20 protein-coding genes are annotated in these 22,595 nt (G+C 62.1%); 10 read left to right on the top strand and 10 right to left on the bottom strand.

Going from position 1 to position 22,595, the window contains the following annotated elements; all coding sequences use genetic code 11:
* Window positions 1-84: 84 nt before the first annotated feature.
* The 9 genes from QZ190_RS00770 to QZ190_RS00730 all read right to left on the bottom strand — a co-directional run bounded on the left by QZ190_RS00770 (window position 85) and on the right by QZ190_RS00730 (window position 8,348).
* A complete protein-coding gene (locus tag QZ190_RS00770; RefSeq protein WP_291912364.1) occupies window positions 85-513 on the bottom strand; it encodes a YidB family protein in 429 nt (142 codons plus the stop codon).
* Window positions 514-629: 116 nt separating this feature from the next.
* Window positions 630-1,424, bottom strand: coding sequence for a uroporphyrinogen-III C-methyltransferase (gene cobA, locus QZ190_RS00765; RefSeq protein ID WP_291912362.1), 795 nt, complete (start codon window positions 1,422-1,424; stop codon window positions 630-632).
* Window positions 1,421-2,329: a DNA-binding protein YbiB gene (gene ybiB, locus QZ190_RS00760; protein WP_291912360.1), complete on the bottom strand. Its 909-nt coding sequence runs from the start codon at window positions 2,327-2,329 to the stop codon at window positions 1,421-1,423. The genes cobA and ybiB overlap by 4 nt, the downstream gene beginning before the upstream one ends.
* A 204-nt stretch (window positions 2,330-2,533) precedes the next feature.
* Entirely contained in the window at window positions 2,534-3,358 is an 825-nt protein-coding gene (locus tag QZ190_RS00755; protein WP_291912358.1) for a carbohydrate ABC transporter permease, read from the bottom strand.
* Window positions 3,355-4,233 (bottom strand): carbohydrate ABC transporter permease, encoded by an 879-nt coding sequence (locus QZ190_RS00750; RefSeq protein WP_291912356.1) that lies wholly within the window; start codon window positions 4,231-4,233, stop codon window positions 3,355-3,357. The genes QZ190_RS00755 and QZ190_RS00750 overlap by 4 nt, the downstream gene beginning before the upstream one ends.
* Before the next feature lie 18 nt (window positions 4,234-4,251).
* Complete coding sequence (locus tag QZ190_RS00745; RefSeq protein WP_291912354.1) at window positions 4,252-5,595, bottom strand: extracellular solute-binding protein; 1,344 nt, start codon at window positions 5,593-5,595, stop codon at window positions 4,252-4,254.
* The gene (locus QZ190_RS00740) at window positions 5,595-6,716 is read right to left on the bottom strand and encodes an ABC transporter ATP-binding protein (RefSeq protein WP_291912352.1); all 1,122 of its coding nucleotides are present in this window, start codon (window positions 6,714-6,716) and stop codon (window positions 5,595-5,597) included. Before QZ190_RS00740 ends, QZ190_RS00745 begins: the two co-directional genes overlap by 1 nt.
* Window positions 6,703-7,428, bottom strand: coding sequence for a cytochrome b561 domain-containing protein (locus QZ190_RS00735; RefSeq protein WP_291912351.1), 726 nt, complete (start codon window positions 7,426-7,428; stop codon window positions 6,703-6,705). Before QZ190_RS00735 ends, QZ190_RS00740 begins: the two co-directional genes overlap by 14 nt.
* On the bottom strand, window positions 7,425-8,348 hold the full coding sequence (locus tag QZ190_RS00730; RefSeq protein ID WP_291912349.1) for an SMP-30/gluconolactonase/LRE family protein: 924 nt from the start codon (window positions 8,346-8,348) through the stop codon (window positions 7,425-7,427). Before QZ190_RS00730 ends, QZ190_RS00735 begins: the two co-directional genes overlap by 4 nt.
* Window positions 8,349-8,541: 193 nt before the next feature.
* On the opposite strand from QZ190_RS00730, the gene QZ190_RS00725 reads away from it, so the two are divergent.
* Entirely contained in the window at window positions 8,542-9,615 is a 1,074-nt protein-coding gene (locus QZ190_RS00725; RefSeq protein ID WP_291912347.1) for a LacI family DNA-binding transcriptional regulator, read from the top strand.
* A 68-nt stretch (window positions 9,616-9,683) separates the two neighbouring features.
* On the opposite strand, the gene QZ190_RS00720 is transcribed toward QZ190_RS00725, so the two are convergent.
* Window positions 9,684-10,373 (bottom strand): substrate-binding domain-containing protein, encoded by a 690-nt coding sequence (locus tag QZ190_RS00720; RefSeq protein ID WP_291912345.1) that lies wholly within the window; start codon window positions 10,371-10,373, stop codon window positions 9,684-9,686.
* A 120-nt stretch (window positions 10,374-10,493) separates the two neighbouring features.
* Between QZ190_RS00720 and tsaD the strand changes: the two genes are divergently transcribed.
* From tsaD to QZ190_RS00675, 9 genes are all read left to right on the top strand, one after another.
* Entirely contained in the window at window positions 10,494-11,543 is a 1,050-nt protein-coding gene (gene tsaD, locus QZ190_RS00715; RefSeq protein WP_291912343.1) for a tRNA (adenosine(37)-N6)-threonylcarbamoyltransferase complex transferase subunit TsaD, read from the top strand.
* Between the two features lie 138 nt (window positions 11,544-11,681).
* A complete protein-coding gene (locus tag QZ190_RS00710; RefSeq protein WP_291912341.1) occupies window positions 11,682-12,959 on the top strand; it encodes a branched-chain amino acid ABC transporter substrate-binding protein in 1,278 nt (425 codons plus the stop codon).
* Between the two features lie 303 nt (window positions 12,960-13,262).
* Window positions 13,263-13,874: a hypothetical protein gene (locus QZ190_RS00705; protein ID WP_291912338.1), complete on the top strand. Its 612-nt coding sequence runs from the start codon at window positions 13,263-13,265 to the stop codon at window positions 13,872-13,874.
* A gap of 304 nt (window positions 13,875-14,178) precedes the next feature.
* The gene (locus QZ190_RS00700; protein WP_291912335.1) at window positions 14,179-15,642 is read left to right on the top strand and encodes an aldehyde dehydrogenase family protein; all 1,464 of its coding nucleotides are present in this window, start codon (window positions 14,179-14,181) and stop codon (window positions 15,640-15,642) included.
* Window positions 15,643-15,651: 9 nt separating this feature from the next.
* Entirely contained in the window at window positions 15,652-17,394 is a 1,743-nt protein-coding gene (locus QZ190_RS00695) for a thiamine pyrophosphate-requiring protein (protein ID WP_291912333.1), read from the top strand.
* Window positions 17,395-17,425: 31 nt separating this feature from the next.
* The gene (locus QZ190_RS00690) at window positions 17,426-18,427 is read left to right on the top strand and encodes a tripartite tricarboxylate transporter substrate binding protein (protein WP_291912331.1); all 1,002 of its coding nucleotides are present in this window, start codon (window positions 17,426-17,428) and stop codon (window positions 18,425-18,427) included.
* A complete protein-coding gene (locus tag QZ190_RS00685; RefSeq protein ID WP_291912329.1) occupies window positions 18,424-19,620 on the top strand; it encodes an FAD-dependent monooxygenase in 1,197 nt (398 codons plus the stop codon). Before QZ190_RS00690 ends, QZ190_RS00685 begins: the two co-directional genes overlap by 4 nt.
* Window positions 19,617-21,284 (top strand): FAD-dependent monooxygenase, encoded by a 1,668-nt coding sequence (locus QZ190_RS00680; RefSeq protein ID WP_291912327.1) that lies wholly within the window; start codon window positions 19,617-19,619, stop codon window positions 21,282-21,284. The genes QZ190_RS00685 and QZ190_RS00680 overlap by 4 nt, the downstream gene beginning before the upstream one ends.
* 61 nt (window positions 21,285-21,345) lie before the next feature.
* Entirely contained in the window at window positions 21,346-22,584 is a 1,239-nt protein-coding gene (locus QZ190_RS00675; RefSeq protein ID WP_291912325.1) for an MFS transporter, read from the top strand.
* Window positions 22,585-22,595: the final 11 nt, after the last annotated feature.

The raw sequence follows: 22,595 nt of genomic DNA, 5'->3' as shown, positions 1-22,595 counted from the left end.
GTAAAGGGGCGCGGCGGGCAGGGGGCCAATGAGGGGCAGACGAAAAAACGCCCCGAGGGGCGTTTTGGGGAAAGGCACCGTGGCTCAGGACTTCATGAAGCCTTTGAGCATGCCCAAGCCCTGCGCCATCAAGTCGCCACTGGGCAGCTGGCCATTGGGGGTGAGTTGGTCCACCAGGCCGGGCAGGCGCTCGGACAGGGCAGAGGCCACGTCGCCCGAAGACAGGCCCATTTTGCTGGCCACATCCTGCAAAGGCCCTTGGCCCAGCACGGACTGGATTTGTTCCGCAGAAATTGGCAAATTGGTGTTGTTGGAAATCCAAGAGGCCACCACATCGCCCAAGCCGTTTTTCTGAAAGGCACTGACCAGGCCACCGATGCCACCAATTTCGGGGTTGTTCAGCAAACCCGTCAGCATTGTCATGATTTGGTTGCCGTCTGCGTTGTGCTTGCCCGACAGCGCCGAAGCGGCCTGTTGTGCCACTTGGCCTGCGATTGAATCAAAAAGTCCCATGAATCACTCCCTTGCTCGCGGCGAAAAGTGCCGCGCGGCAAAGTCTAGTGGCTGCGCCGTGCTGTTTTGATTTCGCCAAGTGCAAATTGTTCGATTTTGTAATCGGGGGTGCCAGGTCAAGCCAGCAAGGCAGTGTTCTGCAGGCTCTGCTGCGGGTTGCCCCAAGCCTTGGCCCCTTGCACCACATCGCCCACCACAATGATGCTCGGGCTTTGCAGGCCCTCTCGGTCCATGGTGCCCACCAGATCGCCCAGCGTGGTCAAGGCTTGGCGCTGTGTGGGCAAGCTGGCGTGCTGCACGATGGCCACGGGCGTGGCGGCGGGCAGGCCCTGCAGCAGGCCTTGCGTGATCGTGTCCAGATGGCTCACGCCCATGTAAATGACCAAGGTCAGCTTAGCCTGCTGGGCGGTACGCGCCAGTTGAGGCCAGTCGGTGCCGCTGTCGCCGGGCTTGGCGTGGCCGGTGACGAACACCACGCCGTGGGCGTGATCGCGGTGCGTCAGCGGTGCGCCCAGGCTGCTCATGCCCGCCAGCCCCGAGGTGATGCCGTTGACCACCTGGACGTCAATGCCCGCTGCGCGCAGGTGCTCCACCTCTTCACCGCCGCGTCCAAAGATGAACGGGTCGCCCCCCTTGAGGCGCACCACCTGTTCGCCGGCTTGCACCGCTTGGATCATCAGCTTGTCGATGAAAGCCTGGGGTGTGCTGCTGCAGCCGCCCCGTTTGCCCACATGCACGATGCGGGCCGTGGGTGAGGCGTGGACCAGCACCCCGTCATTGACCAGGTCATCGACCAGCAAAACGGTGGCGCTGGCAATCGCTTTGACGGCTTTGAGGGTGAGCAGCTCCGGGTCACCGGGGCCAGCGCCCACCAAAGTGCAGCGGCCAGTCAAGACAGGGGAAGTGTTCATGCTTTCAAGGCGTGTAAGAGGTGCTGCACTTGCCGTGCGATTGGCGTGGGCACAGGCAGCAGGTCTTTTAAAACGTTTTCGGTGTAGAGGGCGGTGGCCACCGCATCGGTAGCGGGCAGTTCGGGCAATTGGGTCAAAGGACCTTCCTGGAGGTTTTGCACACGGTGCATTTGTCCCTGATGGAAGACATCCATGGCGGGTGTGCGCCGCGCGTCAGCCACGGGTTCGCCCTCGGTGCCGCGCAGCAGCAAGGCGTTCTGTCCGGTCAATTGGAAGGTGGCCGACATGGATTGCTGGTATTCGGGGTGGGTGTAGCTGCCCACCACCAGCGTGGCGGCGCTGCGCGTGCTGCAGGGGTTCATGAGTTTGACCAGGCTGTGCCCGGGGTTGCGCAAACCCACCACGCGGCGCACCGCCAGCAAGCGTTCCAGTCCGGGGTGAAGCACCCCCGTGGGCACGACGGCCACCTGACCGGGTTTGAGGCTTGTTGATGCACCCACCGGGCGGATGCCCAGCACCGCGAAAACAGCTTGGCTGCTGATGCGCTGCTCTTCGGTGGCAAAGCCGTGGACCACCACCGCCACACCTTCGCGGGCCAGCAGCAAAGCCAGCAAAGGGGTCAAGACGGGCAGCTTGCGGGCGCCGTTGTAGCTGGGCAGCACCACGGTGGGCACCCCGGCGTTCCGAATGGGCTGCAAGCGCGCGTGGGTGGCGTCCAGAAAACCGGCCATTTCTTCGGGTGTTTCACCCTTGATGCGCATGGCGATGCAAAACGCGCCCAGCTCCAGGTCGCTGACGCGTTGGTCCAGGACTTGACCCATCAGGTCAGCGGCTTGCTCACGCCCAAGGGCACGTGCGCCGTCTTTGCCGCGCCCGATGTCCCGGATGTAGTGACTGATGCTCATGAGCGCATTGTGCGGGAAAACTGATGACTATGGGTTATATGCATATGCCATCTCCATCGCTGTCATGCCATGGCGCACTTGGCTCGGCGAGCCTTCGTGCGAGGCCAAAAAGCCAACAAGGGGCGCACCGCTTCAGGCTGTGTGCAGCTGCTGGCTAATTACCGGCATGCCCGGCTCAGGTTGCACCAGTTTTGAATCGGTGTATCAGCCCTTGACCGCACCTGCCGTGAGCCCGGTGATGATTTGCCGCGCCGCGATGAACGTGAAAATCAGCGGGGGTATGGCGATCAGGCTGGTCATGGCCATGACTTTGCCCCAGTCAACGCCCAAGTCGGTGATGAACAGGCTGGCTGCGACGGGCAGGGTGCGTGTTTGCCGATCGGTCAGCACAAGCGCCAGGATGAATTCGTTCCAGGCGATGCGGAAAGTGAAGATGGATGCCGCCGCCAAACCCGGCCCCATGAGTGGCAAGAGCACTTTGGTGAAGATCTGGAACGGGCCACAGCCATCGATGGCGGCGGCTTCTTCCAGTTCAATTGGCACTTGCAGCACAAAGCCGTACAGCAGCCAAATGGTGAAAGGCAGATTGACGGCCACATACAAGAGAATCAAGCCCCAAAGGCTGTTGACCAGTTGCCATTCATTCCAGATCAGGAACACGGGAATGGCCAGCACAGCCAGCGGCACGGTGCGCAGCAAAAGCGTGGTGTAGGCCACCGCCTGACGGCCCGGAAATCGGAACCTGGCCAGACCATAGGCGGCCATGCAGCCGAGCACCAGGGTGATCACGGTGGACACGATGCCGACAAACAGGCTGTTGCCCAGGTAGCGGTCGAGCTTGTCTTCTTCGATCACGGCCCGGTAGTTTTCCAGCGTGGGCATGAAGATGAAGTTCAGCGGCTCGGCAAAGATGTCCACTTGCTGGCGCAAGCTGGTGGCAAAAATCACCCAAATGGGGGCCAGGCACAACAAAGCCAGAAAAATCAGAACGGTGTAGTGGGAGGTGGTCATCCACCATGAGCGCTTCATTGGGGCTCTCCTTTCATGGGGTTGGACAGTCGCAAGGCACCCAGACTCAGTGCTGTGACCACCAGCAGCAGCAAGATGCTGATGGCAGCGGCCACGCCCAGTTGTTGGCCCACAAAGGCTGTTTTGTAAATGTGCAGGGCCAGGATTTCGGTGCTGTCACCCGGGCCGCCAAACGTCAGCACATAGATCACCTCCAAAACCCTGAAGGCATCAATGAGGCGCATCATCAAGGTGATGGCGATCACATGCATGACCATGGGCAGCTTGACCCACAGGGTTTGCTGCCACCAGCTGGCGCCGTCGATGCGGGCGGCTTCGATGACGGAGTGGTCAACCCCGGCCAAGGCCGCGATCATCATGATGAAGACAAAGGGCGTCCACTGCCAGATGTCTGCGATGACGATGGCCATGAAGGCCAATTGGGGGTCGGCCAGCCAGGTTTGCGCGCTCAGGCCCAGCAGTTTGAGCACGGCATTGGCCAGGCCAAATTGGGCGTCAAAGATGTAGCGCCAGGTCAAGCCCACGGCGATGGGGGCAATCATCATGGGCAAGATGAACAGGGTTCTGAAAAATGACATGCCCTTGACGGGTTTTTCCAGAGCCAGGGCCAGCGCAATGCCCAGCAGCATTTCTGCCGTGACGCAGACGGCGGCAAACAGCAAGGTGGTCAGCAAGCTGTTCCAGACCCTCGGGTTACCGAAGGCCTGGACCACGTTGTCCCAGCCCACCCACTGGGAAGATGCCCAGGGTGTGCCCATGGACCAGTCGTAACCGGCCAGCTGGAAAGCGCTCAGCACCGGGTAGAGGCAGGCCGCTGCCATGACGAGCACAGCGGGGCCAATGTAGAGGGCTGCAATCCAGCGGGAAGTTTTCATGTCAAAAGTTGGGGACGATCAGATTTTGTAACCGGCTTGGCGCATGATCGCGGTGACCTGCGGAACCATGTCGTTGAGCGCTTTTTCTGCGGTCTTTTTGCCGGTGAGGGCTTCACTCAAGCCCACGCCCAGCGCCTGCACATTGATGTTGTCCCACACCGGGATGATGGGACGCCAGTCGGGTGCGCTGTATTTCAGCGCTTCCTGGAAGGTGATGAATTCGGGGTACTTGCGCACCGCATCCTGGTCGCGCAGGGTGCTGTTGCGCATGGGGGCGCCGCCCGCCATCGTCACGGCTTTGTCTTGCGCTTTGCTGGTGAGCCATTGCATGAGCAGGAAACTGGCCTCTGGGTTTTTGGCATTTTTGGGAATGGCCAGCCCCAGGCCACCGCTTTGCGAGGCGCGGCGCATGCCTTTGGGGTGCAAGGCCCAGCTGACGTTGCCCACCACTTTGCTTTTGCTGGGGTCGTTGACCAGGCCTGCAATGGAGGTGCTGTCCAGGTACATGGCGGCCTGTCCTTGCAAAAAGGCGGTGTTGCTCTCGCCCTGACCGTAGCCGGGAATGCCTGCGGGGCCGGTGGCCACAACTTCTTGCAAGAACTTGAGGGCTTCGATGCCGAACTTGTCGTTGAAACGGGGATTCCACTTGTCATCAAAGACGCTGCCGCCCAGCGGGTTCAGGTGCAGCAGCCAGGCATGCACCACCTGGTGCCCGGCTTGCCCTCGGCTGGCCAGGGCGCCAATGCCTTCCTTGTCCTTGAGGATGCGCAAAATCTTGCGGAAGTCTTCGTAGTTTTCGGGCACCGTGAGGTTGTGCTTGGCAAAGATGTCGCGGCGGTAAGCCAAAACGCTGGTTTCAGCGCCATAGGGGATGCCATACAGTTTGGCGCCAGGCCCTGCCAAATAGCCTTTGGGGCCGCCGACCAGGCCCAGGTTTTCGAGGTAGATGGGGACAATGTCCTTCATGTCGTAGGCGGGGTCGGCCAATGCGGGATTGGCAAAGAAGGGCTCCAGCGGCTGGATCAGATTCTTGGCCACATATTCGCCTTTCCACATGACGACGTAGCAGCCCAGGTCGAAGTCGCCAGAGGGCTTGGCCATCTCCAGCAGCTGCTTTTCTTTCATGCGGCCCATGGCCAATTTGTCCACCTCGACCTTGATGCCGGTTTCTTTGGTGAACTGCGGCAAGATCTTGATCATCGCGTCGTAGTGCGGGTGCGCTGGCGTGCTGAACACCACGGTCTTGCCCGCGTATTTGGCGTAGCGGTTTTGCGCTTGCACGCCGCTGAAGGGCAGGGCAGCGCCAAAAACGGTGATCGCACCCGTTTTGAGTGCGTCGCGTCGGCTTGGGAATGAACTCATCATTTGTCTCCTGTGTTGTGAAGGGAAGGGGAACTGCTGGGTTTCAAGGAAAGCCCGTTGCTGGCGTTGAAGACATGCAAGGAAGCGGGCTCGACATTCAGGTGCAAGGGCTGGTGCAGCGCGGCTTTGGCATTGCCTGGCAGCACCGCGCACACGCGCTGCCCCGAAGGCAGTCGGCCCACGACCTGGCTTTCCGTGCCCAGGTATTCCACGACCTCGACGTTCATGCGCAGCGTGCCGCCTTGCGGTGTGGGGCTGAGCATTTGTGGGCGAATGCCGACGGTGAGCGGCGTGTTGGCCTCCAAGGCTTGTGCAGCCAGCCATTCAGGGGCTCGAACTGAAAAGCCCTCCATTTGCAGCATGAGTTGGCCCTCGGCGGTGTGCAGCTTGGCTTCAAAAAAGTTCATGGTCGGGGTGCCGATGAAGCCTGCGACAAAGAGGTTGGCCGGGTGGTTGAACACCTCGCTGGGCGTGCCGACTTGCTGAATGCGGCCTTTGTCGAAGATCACGATGCGGCTGGCCAGCGTCATGGCCTCGACCTGATCGTGGGTCACATACAGCGTGGTTTTGGCCAGGCGCTGGTGCAGCAGGGCCAACTCTGCCCGCATGTGGCCCCTGAGTTTGGCGTCCAGGTTGGACAAGGGCTCATCGAACAAAAAGACCTGGGGTTCACGCACGATGGCGCGGCCAATGGCCACGCGTTGGCGTTGGCCGCCGGACAGTTCTTTGGGCTTGCGCTTGAGCAGGTGTTCAATGTTCAGAATCTTGGCCGCAGAGGCCACTTTGGCATCGATGTCTGTCTGGGGGCGGCCTGCCAGGCGCAGGGCAAACGACAGGTTTTGCGCCACATCCATGTGGGGGTAGAGCGCATAGTTCTGGAACACCATGGCAATGTCGCGGGCCATGGGGTGGGCGTTGGTGACGTCTTTGCCGCCAATGATGATTTGGCCTTGGGTGACTTCTTCCAGGCCGGCCACCATGCGCAGCGTGGTGCTTTTGCCACAGCCCGATTCGCCCAGCAGCACGACAAATTCGCCCGCCTGGACAGACAGGTTGAGTTCACTGACGACAGTGACCTCGCCAAAACGTTTGACGAGGTTGCGAAGTTCAAGATTGGCCATGTTTTTGTGGTTCAAAAGGTCGTCGAATGCCCCAGCCGATGGGGGGGAGGTGGTTGCCGGGGTGACGGGGGTCAGGCCCCCAGATGGCTTGGTAGGTGTCGATGCAGCGGCCCTGCTTTTGCCATTGCCAGGCCAGGCCCAGCAAGCTCAGCCACCACAGCCCCAGCACCAGCGGCATCCAGCGCGGGGCATCGGCCAGCAGCAGGCCTGCAACCATCACACCCATGGCGGCCAGCACACAGGCCCAGCCCAGCCACTTGTGCAGGCGCTCAAACCAGACCCTGCGGGGTGTCATGTCGTAATGGTCCCCCCTGAGCTGCAGGGCTGTGGGGCCGCCTTTGCTGCCCCGCAAGAGCCCACCCATGATTTGCAGCCAGCCCAGCAGCATCAACAGCCAGCCTGCCGTGCCGTGCACATGGGCCAAGGGGCTCGGTGATGCGTGATTCCAAATGACATAAATCCCCACACTGGCCAGCGCCATGCCTGTCCATTGCAGTGTGCGGTGACCATGCCACCACCCCTTGTGGTCCAGCACGGAGGGCCAGTTTTGTGAAGGCAGCACTTTGAAATACCGGGCCAGCAAAGCACCACCGGGCAGCAAGATGCCCCAAGCCAGCACCATCAGCCGGGCATGCCAATACACCTGCGGTGCAATGGCGTGGGTTGCCGCCCCGCTGAGCGGCGTGGCCAGCCAGTGCCAGACTTCACTCATGCCGTGGCTCCCCGGGTGTTGAGCCTGATGCGGTACAGGGATGTGCTCGCGCAGATGAACAGCTCATCGCCGCCAGGCCCGCCAAAGCACAGATTGCCCACCTTTTCGGGCACCGGGATGCGGCCCATGCGGGTGCCGTCCGGGTGAAAGATTTGCACACTGTCTTCGCTGCTGGTGTAGACAAAACCGTGTCGATCAACCCGAAAGCCATCGGCCAGACCGGGCGTGATCAGAGCAAAGATGCGGGGATCGCGCAGCCGGTTGCCGTCCACCACCTCCAGGGCCACGATGTGGTGGTGGCCTGTGCCATCTTGGCGCAGGGCGGCCGAGGTGTCGCTCACGTACAGCACGCGCTCATCGGGCGAGAAGGCCAAACCATTGGGCTCCTCCAGCCAGTCGGTGGCGATGCTCAGGTTTTGTGTGTGCGGGCAATAGCGGTAAACGTGGTTGGCGCCGATCTCGGACGGGGCTTTGTGGCCTTCCCGGTCCGAGAGGATGCCGTAGGGGGGGTCGGTGAACCAGATCGAGCCATCCGACTTCACCACCAGATCGTTGGGGGAGTTCAAGCGCTGGCCACGGTAGTTGTCCACCACCACCTCGTCCGCAAGTGGCTCGCCCTGCGAGCCCAGCCGTGTGCGGATGATGGCGCGCTGACCATGCGAGGCATGGAGCAAGTCGCCGCCCTGATCCAGCACATGCCCGTTGGTGAACTCTGCATCGCCCCGCCAAACCCGCAGGCCATGCTGAGCGTGCCAGGACAAGATGCGGTTGTTGGGAATATCGCTCCAGATCAGCTCGCTGCTTCGGGGGAGCCAGGCGGGTCCTTCGCTCCAGGCGGCACCGCTGCAAAGACGTTCAAGCGCACCCGCGCCTTGGGCTACTTTGGCGAGTCGGGCGTCGAAAACTTGCAGCGAGGTCATGCGGTTAAGTTCAATGTCATCAATAAGTGCTATGTTCTTTGGAAAATTGGTTACCGGTAACTCGTGTTTACCCTAAAACAAAATATTTAAAAAATTTAGTGCGTCGCATTGAGGTGTATTGGCCCAATGTGTGCGCAAATCATGGCAAGCTCGGTCACGGCAGATCGCTTGACCGCAGGCACAGGAGCGCGTTTTGAACAGCAAGAATTCGAGCCCATCAGACCCTTTGGCCATGGATGGCCAGGGTCAAGTCACGATGGCGGACATTGCGGCCCAGCTGGGCGTATCCAAGATGACCGTGTCACGGGCGCTGAGCCAGCCCACGCGTCGGCGCAGTGACGCCAGCGAGGCCTTGCGCCAGCGCATTTTGATCACCTGTCAGGAGATGGGCTACGTCATGGACCAAACGGCGCGGACGTTTTCCTCCAAGCGTTCTGGCTTCATTGCCACCCTCATCCCGGCGCTGAACAACTCGAACTTTTCGGACACGGCCCATGGTTTGACTTCAGCCGTTGAATCTGCGGGCATGCAGGTCCTCATGGGCTACACGGACTACGACATGCCCACCGAAGAGCGGTTGATTCGGACCCTGCTCATGCGCAGGCCCGAGGGCATCGTGGTGACGGGGGGAAGCCACACCCCCCTGGCCATCAAGCTGCTTGAATCGTCCGGTGTGCCGGTGGTGGAAACCTGGGATTTGCTGGATGAACCCATCGAGCACAACGTGGGTTTTTCCAACGCCCAAGCGGTCAGCGAACTGGTGCTTGCATTGCATGGCAAGGGTTATCGCCGCATGGGATTTTTGGGTGGATTGCCGCAAAGCGATGCACGGGGGGCCGAGCGCAGACGGGGGTTTTTGGAGGCGATGCGGCAACTGGGCCTCGATGCAACACGGACCTTGGCCATTGGGAGCGCGCCTGTCTCCATGGAGGCAGGCGCTCAGGGGGTGGCGCACATGGTGACACGTTGGCCCGATTTGGAGGCGGTGGTTTGCGTGTCAGACCACGTTGCATTCGGAGCCTTGTCAGAATGCCAACGCCGGGGCTGGTCTGTGCCTGGCAGGCTGGCCATTGCCGGTTTTGGCGGGTTTGAGGTCGCCAAAGCCTGTCACCCACAAATCACGACCGTGGCGGTCGACAGTGCTGGCATTGGCAAAGTGGCTGGGCAGTTGTTGCTCAAAGCCATATCGCAGGCTCGATCAGGTCAAAAATTGGCGCCTGAAACCGTGGTTGTGCCTTATCAAATCGAGATCAGGGGCAGCACCTGAACTGCTCAAAGGGGCTGAGGCGCTCCCGCGAAGTTGATTTGGCGCATGGCCAGTCCGAGCGGCTGCATTCAGACGGCCTGCATGCCGTGCTGCTCTTTGGTGCTGGTACACGCGGCAGATGCCCAAAAAGCCAACAAGGGGCGCACCGTTTCAGGCTGTGTGCAGCTGCTGGCCACGCTGCCTGAAAAGGTGGTGGTGATCTGCACCGCCTGGGGCATGGGGCCAAGGACCGTGATGCCTGCCACGCCGCGCATTTCGCTCAGTTGCTGAAAGCCCAGCGCCACTTCCCCCCGGGCCAGCAAGGCACCCACCGGCACGCCGGGCTTGGCCTGCACCAGCTTCGACTCGATCTGCGTGAGGATGCCCCAACGCTCAAACAGTTGGCGCAGCTGCACCCCGCTGGGGCCGGTGGACAGGCCCACTGAGGGCGCGGCCAGCACGGCTTGGCGCAGCGCGTCTTCGCTGGAGATGTCGGGCACAGACTGGCCCTCAGGCACAGCCACAGCCACACCCGAATGCACCAGGTCAACCCGGCTGCCCGCCAGCACATGGCCGCTGGCGATCAGTTTGTCGATGGCGTCGCTGGACAGCACCACCGCGTCAAAGGCCTCGCCCGCTTGCACGCGCTGGGCCGCATCGATCCCGCCGACCGATTCGACTTGCACTTGCACGCCGGGCGCTTGCGCTTGGTACAGCGCCACCAGATCGGCCAGGAGCGGCTTGGTGGCCATGGAGGAAATCAGTCGCAGTGTGGTCATGGCTTGAGCTTTGAAATGCAGGGGTGAAAGGCGCAAGGCCCCTTCGCGATGGGGCACTGCATGGGTCAGGATTATGGTCAAGGTGCGATGAGCCCCCATGCCCCGCTTAAACTCGCTGCTATGCAAATTTTGGGTATCGAATCATCCTGCGACGAAACCGGTGTGGCCTTGGTGGCCACCACGGGCGCTGACATGCCGCGCTTGTTGTCGCACGCGCTTTACAGCCAGATCGAGATGCACCAGGCCTATGGCGGCGTGGTGCCCGAGCTCGCCAGCCGCGACCACATCCGCCGGGTGCTGCCGCTCACCCGCCAGGTGCTGGCAGAGGCGGGGGCCACTTTGGCGGGCATCGACGTGGTGGCCTACACCCGGGGCCCTGGGCTGGCCGGGGCTTTGCTTGTGGGTTCGGGCGTGGCCTGTGCTTTGGCGGCTTCTTTGGGCAAGCCGGTGCTGGGCGTGCACCATTTGGAAGGGCATTTGCTCTCGCCGTTTTTGAGCGCCGATCCGCCTGAGTTTCCCTTCATCGCCTTGCTGGTCTCAGGTGGCCACACGCAGCTCATGCGGGTGGACGGCGTGGGTCGCTACGAGCTGCTGGGCGAGACGATTGACGACGCTGCAGGCGAAGCCTTTGACAAATCGGCCAAGCTCATGGGTCTGCCTTACCCCGGTGGCCCGGGCCTGTCGCGTTTGGCTGAGCAGGGGAATCCTGCGGCCTACAAGCTGCCGCGCCCGCTGCTGCACAGCGGGGATCTGGACTTTTCGTTTGCGGGCCTGAAAACAGCGGTGCTCACGCAGAGCCAAAAAATCGGGCCTGCCGCCCACACCGAAGGCGCGCCCGAGCGGGCCGATTTGGCCGCATCGACCCAAGCCGCGATTGTCGAGGTGTTGGTTAAAAAGTCGATGACCGCGCTTAAGGCCAGCGGCATGAAGCGCCTGGTGGTGGCCGGTGGCGTTGGGGCCAACCGCGAGCTGCGCGCGCAGCTCAACGCCGCCTGCGCCAAAGCCAAGGTGCGCGTGCATTACCCCGAGCTGCACCTGTGCACCGACAACGGCGCCATGATCGCCATGGCCGCTGCCATGCGTTTGCAAGCCGGGGCGCAGGCTGCCGAGGCGCGTTACAGCTTTGATGTGAAGCCGCGTTGGCCGCTGCACGAGCTGGCCGGGGCTTGAAGCCTCGAAGCGGGCCCCGGACAGGTCTTGAGCAAGTCCTGTTGAAATTCGGGTTAACCCGAGGGTGCTGACCCGCACTGGTTAAACTCCGCCCCTTTGCTTGTAAGGGCCGGTTCTCGGCCCTGCGTCTGTCTTGCCATGCATTCACTGCCCTTTTTCTCGCGCCGCACGCTGCTCGCCTGTGCTGCAGCCCTGTCTTTTGTGCCCGCCCATGCCCAGTCGCCCGCGCCCATTCGCCTGGCCTTGATCGAGGGCCTGAGCGGCCCCTTTGCCAACACGGGGGAATCTGTGGTGCGCAACATCGCCTGGGCGGTCGAGCGGGTCAATGCCCGTGGCGGCGTCCCCACCGCACAAGGCCTGAGGCCCATGGTGCTGGCGCGCCACGACAGCAAAGGCCAAAGCGAAGAGGCTTTGTCGGCCCTCAAATCGGCCATCGACGACGGTGCACAGGTTGTGTTGCAAGGCAACTCCTCGGCCAATGCGGCGGCCCTGATCGACGCGATCAACAAGCACAACGAGCGCGAGCCCACCCGGCGCGTGCTGTTTCTCAATTACTCGGCGGTCGATCCGGCCTTGACCAACGAGAAATGCAGCTTCTGGCATTTTCGTTTTGACGCCCACGCCGACATGCGCATGGCGGCGCTCATGCAGGTCTTGCGCGAAGACCCCAGCGTCAAATCGGCTTATTTGATCGGTCAGGACTACAGCTTCGGTCAGGCCGTGTTGCGCGAGGCCCGGCGTCAGTTGGGCGCACAGCGCCCGGATGTGCAGATCGTGGGCGACGAGCTGCACCCCATGGGCCGGGTGAAAGACTTTTTGCCCTACGCCGCCAAGATCAAGGCCAGCGGTGCGCAGGCCGTGATCACGGGCAACTGGGGCAATGACCTGACGCTCTTGGTCAAAGCCGCACGCGAGGCCGGTTACGAAGGCAAGTTCTACACCTTTTATGGCAACGCCCTGGGCGCGCCTGCAGCCATTGGCGAAGCCGGTGTGGGCCGTGTGATCGCGGTGGCCGACTGGCTGCCCAATGTGCCGGGCCAGGCCAGCGCCCAGTTTTACCAAGACTTCCGCCAACGCTTTCCCAAACCGTCCGAAGACTATGTGCATGTGCGCATGCAACTCATGATCGAGGCGCTGGCGCAGGCGGTGGAAAAAGCCGGGGGCACCGACCCGGTAGCCATGGCCATGCAACTGGAAAAAGCCCGCGTCAGCATCGCCGGGCAAACCGGCAGCATGCGCGCGCAAGACCACCAGTTTCAGCAGCCGCTGGTGGTGGGCGTGATGGCACGCCAGGGGACCCCCGGCGTGCCGTTTGACGTGGAAGGCTCGGGTTACGGCTTCAAAGTGGTGCGCCAGATCAAGGCCGAGCAGGCCCGTCTGCCCAGCACTTGCCAGATGGTGCGACCGGGGGGCTGAGCGGTTTTGGGGGCCAATGCCCACTCGCCAGCACAGTGAGGTTGGCGGTGCAGGTGTTGCGTCGTCAGCCCTGTGGCAGGCCTGCATCAACAGGCCTGGGAAATTGAAACAATATGTAATAACCCGGTAATTGTCTTTTGTATTTGAAAATTAATTACTAAGATGTCACAAAAATGAAAACGACAAATCCGATGAAAGGTGAATATTCGGATTTTTAAGGGGCTCGATTGAATTCTTGTCAGTCCCTTGGCTTTTTCAAGAGGTCATCTGCTGAATTCATTTTTTTGTATCGAAAGGCAAAAAATGAGCATCGTCAAATATTTCAATCACGGTTTTCAACGCGACATCGGCAAACTGCAATTCAGTGAAGTGCCGCAAGTGCTCAAAGACATCCTGAACGACAAGGACCTGATCCAGTTTGGCGGCAAAAATTGGTCACGCGTCGAGGGCGACCTCCAAGACATCGACCCTGAGCTGCGCCCCATGTTCGTGTTGTGCTTGTTTGCTTTGGTGGCCACAGACCAATGCATGCAGACGTATTTCAAGCAGCACTACGCCGACTGGCGTACGCAAACCGCTTACCCCAAATTTGGCTGGACCCGGTTTGGTTTGTACAACGAAAACCCGCTGAAACTGTTGTCTGTGCCCGAGCAGATGCAACTGGTCGATGCGGCGAAAACCAGTGCCTTGATGCGTGAATTTGTGGGCTTTTATCGGACCCTGGTGGCCGACTATTGCCATTTACACGCCCCGCAGTTGTCGGCCGATCTGTTCTTTTCCAGGCTGCTGCAAGACGAGATTTTCTCCATGGCTGAGGGCCAGGTGGTGGCCGCATTCAAGCAAGCGGCACCTGCTTTGATTCAGGGCCACACTCTGGACGCATCGGCTTCAGAGGGCTATTTGCTGGCGGCCTGAGTTTCGGTGATCCAATCCCTGAGAGGGGCCGTTCTTTCATGAAAGCCGGTGGTTTCTGACCTCTTGGTCGCTGTTTTTTTAGGTCGTTGACCGCCCCTGAACAGGCGCAGTTCAGGTGGCACGTTGAGGAGATGCGGCCGCGCCACTTGTGCGTTTGTCAATGATAAGTACGCAGGGTTTGACCCAATGGCCGATCGCGTCACAGTGGCTAGCATCAAGGTCTGATTTACTTAACATGCTAAGCAATTGGCATGGGCGTCCCAGACTTGGGCCTGCTTTGTTCTGTTCAAGACCGGCCAGCACCATGAAAACGTCCCCAGACACCCGCATCGCGCACAACTACATCGACGGTCAATGGGTCATGCCCAGCGACGCACACACACTCGGCGATTCCTTCAACCCAGCCACAGGCGAACAAGCGGCCCAGTTCGTGGCCGCCAGCGTGCAAGAGGTAGACACCGCCATCGCCTGCGCCCGCCGCGCCTTTGAGTCCACCACCTGGTCGCAGCAGCCCAAACTGCGCTCGGACGTGCTGCGCCTGTTTGCAGACCGCCTGGAGCACAACAAAGCCCAAGTTGTGCAGACCCTGGTGCGGCTCAATGGCAAGTTGCAGCGCGAGGCCGAAGGCGAAGTCATGGCCGGTATTTCAGAGCTGCGTTATTACGCCGGGCTGGCCCGCAACCTGTTTGGCCGTGTCATCGAGATGGAGCCCGAGGTGTACTCGCACATCGAACGCGAAGCCATTGGTGTGGCGGCGATCATCGTGCCCTGGAATGCGCCCGTGACCTTGCTGGTGCGCTCTTTGGCCCCAGCGCTGGCGGCAGGCTGCACCGTGGTCATCAAGGCGGCGCACCAGACCGCGCTGGTGCACACCCAGGTCATGGCCTGTTTGGTGGCCGACGAGCGCATTCCGGCGGGCGTCATCAACTCCTTCATCGAGCAAGACATCGTGGCCACGCAACACCTGTGTGCGCACCCTGAGGTCGATGTCATCAGCTTCACCGGCTCGACCTATGTGGGCAAGCAAATCGCCTTGTCCACCGCCAGGAACCTGACTCGCCTGTCGTTGGAGCTGGGCGGCAAAGCCCCGGCCATTGTGCGATCAGACGCTGACCTGAGCGCCGCTGTGCGCGGGATCGTGGGCGGCGCTTGTGTCATGGCCGGTCAAATGTGCACCGCCATCAGCCGGGTGCTGGTGCACGAATCGGTGGCTGCCGACTTTTCTGCCCAACTGGCGCAGGCTTTGGCGCAGGTCAAAGTGGGGCCGGGCGATCAACCCAGCTCGGGCATGGGGCCGCTGATCGATCAGCGCAACCAAGCCCGTTTGCTGGACGAAGTCAGGGCGGCCGCGCAAGACTGCCGCGTGCTGCTGGCCGGTCGTGTGCCCGATGACACGCCCCGTGGCGGTGCGTTCATCACACCATCGCTCGTGGCCACGCAAGACCTGAACAGCCATTTTGTGCAGGACGAAATTTTTGGCCCCTTGGTCACGCTGGAAACTTTTGCGACCGACACCGAAGCGGTGGATCGGGCCAACGCCACGCGTTACGGCTTGGCCGCATCCGTCTGGACCCAGGACCACCGCGCTGCCCGCAAGATCGCCCGGCACATCAAGTTTGGCAATGTGTGGGTCAACGCGCACAACCGCTTGTTTGCCGAGATCGAAACCGGGGGCTACCGCCAAAGCGGTTTTGGTCGTTTGCACGGCGTCGAAGGCCTGAACGACTTCATGGAAACCAAGCACGTCTTCATGCCTTGCAACGATTGACCCCCACCGATGACCGATTCGACCACGCCTGAGACACAACACACCACCGCCCGGTTTTTTCTGGAAGGCCTGCAAGAAACCGGCATCCGTTACCTGTTTTCCAATTTGGGCACCGACCATGTGACCCTGATCGACGAGATGGCCCGGCTGCAGGCCGAGGGCCAGGCCATGCCTGAGGTGGTGTTGTGCCCCCATGAAAACGTGGCCATCCACATGGCAGGGGGTTACGCTGCCGTGACAGGCCAGGGGCAGGGCGTCATGGTGCATGTGGACGCAGGCACGGCCAACGCCGCCATGGGCATGCACAACCTGATGCGGGCGCGTTTGCCGGTGCTGCTCATGGCGGGCAAAGCCCCGTATGCCCTGCACGGCGAAGTGCCCGGTGCCCGCGACAACTATGTGCACTATGTGCAGGACCCGTTCGACATCGCCTCGCTGGTGCGCCCCTATGTCAAGTGGGACTACAACCTGCCCTCGGGCGTGGTGGCCAAAGAGGTGGTGCGCCGCGCCCACAGCGTGATGCACACCGAGCCTGCAGGGCCGGTGTACATGACACTGCCGCGCGAGACTTTGATCGAGCCCTGGACGACCGAGCAAGTCAAGTCTTACCCCGCTGCCCGCTACGGCGCGGTGCGCATGGGGGCTTTGCCCACCGAGGCCACGCTGCAAATCGCCCGCGAGTTGATGGCCGCTGACAACCCGCTGGTCATCACCTCGTATTTGGGGCGCAAGCCCGAGGCGGTGCAGGCCCTGGAGGCGCTGGCCGAGTTGTGTGGCATCCGGGTGGTGGAGTTCAGCCCCACTTGGCTGTGCATCTCGCGCGAGTCGCCTTGCTTTTTTGGCTTTGACCCCACGCCGCTCTTGCCTGAGACCGATTGGGGCTTGCTGCTCGACATCGACGTTCCTTGGCTGCCGCACCAGACCCGCCCCCGCGAAGACACCCGCTGGGTGCACATCGACGTGGACCCGATCAAGAAGGACTTTCCGGCCTGGGGCTTTGCCAGTGATGTGCGCTGGCCGGCCGACTGTGCGCTGGCCTTGCGCGACCTGCACCAGGCCGTCACGGACTTGGCCGACGAGGCCTTTCACCAACGCGTGGCCGAGCGCATGGCCCGTTGGCCTGCGCAGCGCCAGCAGCGGCTGGACCGTGTGGCCGCCGCTGCACAAAACCCGGGCACAGAAGACGCCCTGAACCCGGCTTGGGTGTGCGCCCAGATCGGTTTGCAGTTGCGTCCCGATGACGTGGTCATCAACGAAGCCATCCGCAATTCGCCTGCGGTGCTGCAGCAAATTCCGCGCACCCGTCCCATGAGCTTCCTGGGCGGTGCAGGGGGTGGTTTGGGTTACAGCGCCGGCATGGCGCTGGGCGTCAAATTGGCCCGACCCAACGATCGGGTGGTGCACATTGAAGGCGATGGCGGTTTTCATTTCTCCACGCCCACGTCGGTGTATGCGGTGGCGCAAGCGCAAGGCCTGCCCATCCTCACCGTGGTGCTGGACAACGGCGGCTGGCAAGCCGTCAAAGAAGCTGTGCTGCGTGTGCACCCCGACGGGCCAGCGGCCCAAGCGGGCGAGTTCCAGGCTCGCCTGAAAGGCGAGCAGCGCCGGTTTGAACAAGTGGCCCAGGCCTTTGGTGCGCACGGTGAGCGGGTCGCCCGGCCCGAAGACTTGCCTGCGGCCATCGCCCGCTGTCTGCAGGCTCTGGACGAAGGCCGCGCCGCTTTGCTGGTGGCGTCGGTCGCCAAGATTTGATTTTTAACCCCGACAAAACAGGAGACACACCATGACCACTCGCCACACATCCTCTTCGCGCCGCAAACTGGTGACCGCTGCCGCCGTGTCTTTGGCCACCTCTATGGTTGCATTGGCCCCGGCCCAATCCTGGGCGCAAGCGGCCTGGCCCAACAAGCCGGTGCGCATCGTGGTGCCTTATGCCCCGGGCGGCGCCAACGACATCCTGGCCCGTGTGGTGGCTGAAAAATTGGCGCCGTCATTGGGTCAGCCGGTGTTGGTTGAAAACAAACCCGGCGCGGGTGCCGCCGTGGGGACCGAATTTGTGGTCAAAGCTGCGCCCGATGGCTACACCTTGCTGATGGCGGCCAGTGGCCCCATCGTGTTCAATCCGGCTCTCGTGGCCAAGCTGTCCTACAACCCCATCACCGACCTGGTGCCCATCTCGTTGGCGGGCTCATTCCCCATGATCCTGGCCGTCAACGAAGCCTCGCCCGCCAAAACCTTCAACGACCTGGTCGCCTTGTCCAAGGCCAATGCCGACAAAAGCAACTACTCCTACCCCTCGGCCTCCTTTCAGTTGGTCATGGAATTGGTCAAGGCCAAGTCCGGCCTGAAGGCTTTGAACGTGCCCTACCAGGGCAGCGCCCCGTCCATCAACGCGGTGCTCACGCAAGAAGTGCAAATGACCTTGATCGACTCCGGTCCCATCGCTGCGCTGGTCAAGTCGGGCAAGCTGCGTGCCTTGGCCGTCACCTCTGAGCAGCGCCTGGCCAGCTACCCGCAAGTGCCCACACTGAAAGAGCAGGGCATTGATTTGGCGGTGAACTTCTGGAGCGGTTTGTTGGCCCCGGCCGGCACGCCTGCGCCCATCGTCAAGCGCTTGCAAGAAGAAATGGCCCGCATCATGGCCTTGCCTGATGTGGCCGAACGCATGGCCAAACTCGATATCCGACCCGTAGGCGGCAGCAGTGCTGACTTTGCCAAAACCATTGCCACCGAAATTCCTCTGTGGACCCAAGTGGCCAAAGACAACAACATCAAGGCCCAATGAGCACACACCAGCGCATCGCCATTGCCGGGGCGGGCATTGCGGGTTTGACCACCGCCTTGGCTTTGTTGCAGCAGGGTTTCAAGGTCGATGTGTTCGAGCAAGCCTCGCAACTGGGTGAGTTGGGTGCGGGTTTGCAAATATCGCCCAACGGTTCGCGCGTCTTGCTGGCGCTGGGCCTGGGCGAGGCTTTGCAAAGCTGCGTCAGCCAAGCCCGGGGCAAAGAAATCCGCATGTGGAACACCGGCCAGCGCTGGAAGTTGTTTGACCTGGGCGACGATTGTCTGGCGCGGTTTGGTGCCCCTTACTGGATGGTGCACCGGGGCGATTTGCACCGGGTATTGTTGGACGCCTTTGAGGCGCGATCAGACCGGCCCGTGCGCCTGAACGCGCGGGTGGTCCAGGCTCACAACATCGATGCGGGGGTGTCTTTTGAGTTGAACGACGGCTCGCAGCACAGTGCCGCGGTATTGCTGGCGGCCGATGGGGTGCATTCGGTGCTGCGCGAGCAGTTGCTGGGTGAAGACAAGGCGCAATTCACCGGCTTGCTGGCCTGGCGCGGCTTGGTGCCGGTGGAGCGCGTGTCTGAACACTTGCGGGCGCAGGTCGGCACCAACTGGGTTGGGCCGGGGGCGCACGTCATCACCTACCCGGTGCGCGGTGGGCAGCTGATGAACGTGGTGGGCATCATCGAGCGCGAAGGCTGGCGCAGCGAGTCCTGGACCGAGCCGGGCACCCACGCCGAGCTGCTGCAAGACTTTGGCCACTGGCATGCCGATGTGTGCGAGCTGATGTCGGCCATCGAGCAGCCTTTTAAATGGGCTTTGCTTGGCCGTGCCCCACAAACCGGCTGGGCGCAGGGCAACATCTGCCTGCTGGGCGACGCCGCGCACCCCACTTTGCCGTTTTTGGCGCAGGGGGCCAACATGGCGCTCGAAGACGCCGCCGTCATGGCGCGCTGTCTGGCCTTGCATGAACCCACCGAAAACGCCTTGGCCCGTTTTGAAAAACTGCGCTGGCAACGCACCGCCGACATCGTCAACCGTTCGCGCGACAACGCCCAGCGCTTTCACAACCCCCAGCTTTCAGACCCCGCCAAAGCGGTGGACTATGTCAGCAGCGAGTGGGAGCCCGAAAAAGTCCGCCGCCGCTACGACTGGCTGTTTGAATACGACCCTTTGAAAGTGCCGCTATGAGTTTGAATGCACCCGTTGTGGTGGTGGGCGCGGGGCCTGTGGGCATGACCCTGGCGCTGTGTTTGGCGCGCCGCGGCATCGCCTGCACTCTGGTTGAAATGCGGCCTGCAGGTGCGCTGCCGGATGTCAAATGCAACCACATCTCGGCCCGCAGCATGGAGTTGTTTCGCGCCTTGGGTGTGGCCCAAGACCTGCGTGCCGCAGGCCTGCCGGATGACTACCCGCACGACGTGTCGTACCGCACCAGCACCGTCGGTCAAGAAATCGCACGCATCCACATTCCCGGGCGCAGCACCCGCCTGACCGACCACAGCGGCCCCGACGGCGATTGGCCCACGCCCGAGCCACCGCACCGCATCAACCAGCGCTACATCGAGCCGATTTTGGCGGGGCATGTGGCCCAGCAACCCTTGGTCACCACGCTGTACCGGCACCAAGTGCTGGACTTCGATCAAACCGACGGCCAGGTGAACGTGCGCATTCAAAACCTGGACACGCCCGACGCGCCGCCGCTGCACATGCAAGCGGCTTATCTGGTGGGCTGCGACGGTGGCCGCTCGGCAGTGCGCAAAGCCATTGGCGCCAAACTGGTGGGCGACGAGGTGGTGCAGCGCGTGCAAAGCACCTGCATCCGCGCGCCGGGTTTGATGGCGCGGCTGAAGGCCCCGGCCGCTTGGGCCATGTTCACCGTCAACCCCCGGCGCAGCGGCAACATTTACGCCATCGACGGCCAGGAGGTTTGGTTGATCCACAACTACCTGCGCGACCACGAAGCCGACTTTGACGCGGTGGACCGCGACTGGGCCATCCGCACCATCTTGGGTGTGGGCGAAGACTTCGAGTACGAACAGATGAGCCGCGAAGACTGGTTCGGCCGCCGCCTGGTCAGTGACAAACTGCGCGTAGGCCGCGTCTTTCTGGCTGGTGACGCCGCGCACCTGTGGGTGCCTTATGCCGGTTATGGCATGAATGCAGGCTTGGCCGATGCGGCCAACCTGGCTTGGCACCTGTCCGCGCAAATCGAAGGCTGGGCCGCGCCCGAAGCTTTGTCGGCCTACGAGAAAGAACGCCACCCGATCACCGAGCAGGTCTCACGCTTTGCCATGAACCACGCACACGCCATGAGCCAGCGCCGCCGCGAGATTCCGCTGAATTTGGAAGAAGACAGCCCCGAGGGCCAGGCCGCCCGCGAGGCCTTTGGCCAAAACTTGTACGACCTGAACGTGCAGCAATACTGCTGTGCAGGCCTGAACTTTGGCTATTACTACGACCAGTCACCCGTCATGGTTTACGACGGCGACAAAGCGCCCGAGTACAGCATGGGCAGCTTCACCGCATCCACGGTGCCCGGCTGTCGTGCGCCGCATTTCTGGCTGGGGGAGGGCCAATCGGTCTACGACGCCTTGGGCCCTGCTTACACCTTGCTGTGCCTGAAGCCGGGCTTTGACGGTGCGCTGGAGGCCCTGCAAGCCGCAGCCGAACACCAAGGCATGCCGCTGCGGGTGCTCGATGTGTCGGGTGTGCAAGACCTGCCGCCCGAATACCAACACCCCTTGCTCATGGTGCGTGCAGATGCCCACACCGTGTGGCGTGGGCACAGCCTGGAAGACGGCTCGGCCCAGGCCTTGGTGGCCACCTTGTGCGGCCGACGTGCTGCGGTCTGAGGGCAGGTGGCTTGTCCCGCATTTGCCAAGACCCCCTGTGCTCGCCTGCTAACCTATGGGCATGAGCTCATCCACCGCTGCTGCTGAACACCTGATCGACTCTGCTTACGCTGCCAGGCGTTTGCTGGTCACCTTGGCCCTGATGACGCTGGGGGGCTCCAGCATGTACGTGGTTGCCGTGGTGCTGCCTGCTGTGCAGGCCGAGTTCGGCGTCAGCCGGGCCGATGCTTCCTTGCCCTACACCTTGATGATGATCGGCTTTGGTGTCGGGGGCCTGTTCATGGGCCGCTGGGCCGACCGCGCGGGGGTGCATGTGCCTTTGTTTTTGGGCGGTGTGGGCACGGGCCTGGGTTTCATCGCGGCCAGTCTGTCGGGCAACATCTGGTGGTTTGCGCTGGCACATGGCTTGCTTTTGGGGCTGATCGGCAGCTCCACTACTTTTGCGCCCTTGGTGGCCGACACCTCTCTGTGGTGGCGCAAACGCCGGGGCATTGCCGTGGCGGTGTGCGCCAGCGGCAACTACGTGGCCGGGGCCATCTGGCCGCCTTTGGCGCAGCACGGCGTCGAGACCGTGGGCTGGCGCAGCACCTATGTGGCGCTGGGCCTGTTTTGTGGCATCGGCATGGTGCTGCTGAGCCTGCTGATGCGCCAGCGCCCGCCCTTGCTGCAAACCCCGGTGGTGGGCAGCGCCCAGGCTCTGCAATCGCAGCGGCCCTTTGGCCTGAGCCCCAACAACGCACAGTTTTTGCTGTGCGTGGCGGGTGTGGCTTGTTGCGTGGCCATGGCCATGCCGCAGGTGCACATCGTGGCGTACTGCACCGACCTGGGTTTTGGCGCGGCACGCGGCGCAGAAATGCTCTCGCTCATGCTGGCCAGCGGCATCGCCAGCCGTTTGATTTCCGGGGCCATTTGTGACCGCATTGGCGGCTTGCGCACGCTGGTGCTGGGCTCGGTTTTGCAGGGCGTGGCGCTGCTCTTGTTTTTGCCATTCAATGGTCTGGTCTCGCTCTACATCATCTCCGCCTTGTTCGGCCTGTTTCAAGGCGGCATCGTGCCGGCCTACGCCATCATCGTGCGCGAATACTTTCCGGCCAAAGAAGCGGGCTCACGCGTGGGCGCGGTCATCATGGCCACCCTCTTGGGCATGGCTTTGGGCGGCTGGATGTCGGGCAAGGTGTTTGACCTCACCGGCTCGTACCACGCGGCGTTCATCAACGGCGTGCTGTGGAACGCGCTCAACCTGAGCATCGCTTTGTGGCTGCTGTGGCGCGTCAAGCGGGCGGCGCTGCAGCCCGCTTGACCCGGGTGTTT

The sequence above is a fragment of the Limnohabitans sp. genome, assembly GCF_017848645.1.
GTDB lineage: Bacteria > Pseudomonadota > Gammaproteobacteria > Burkholderiales > Burkholderiaceae_C > Limnohabitans_A.
The sequence above is the reverse complement of the archived record's forward strand: the minus strand, read 5'-3'. Positions and strand labels throughout refer to the sequence as shown.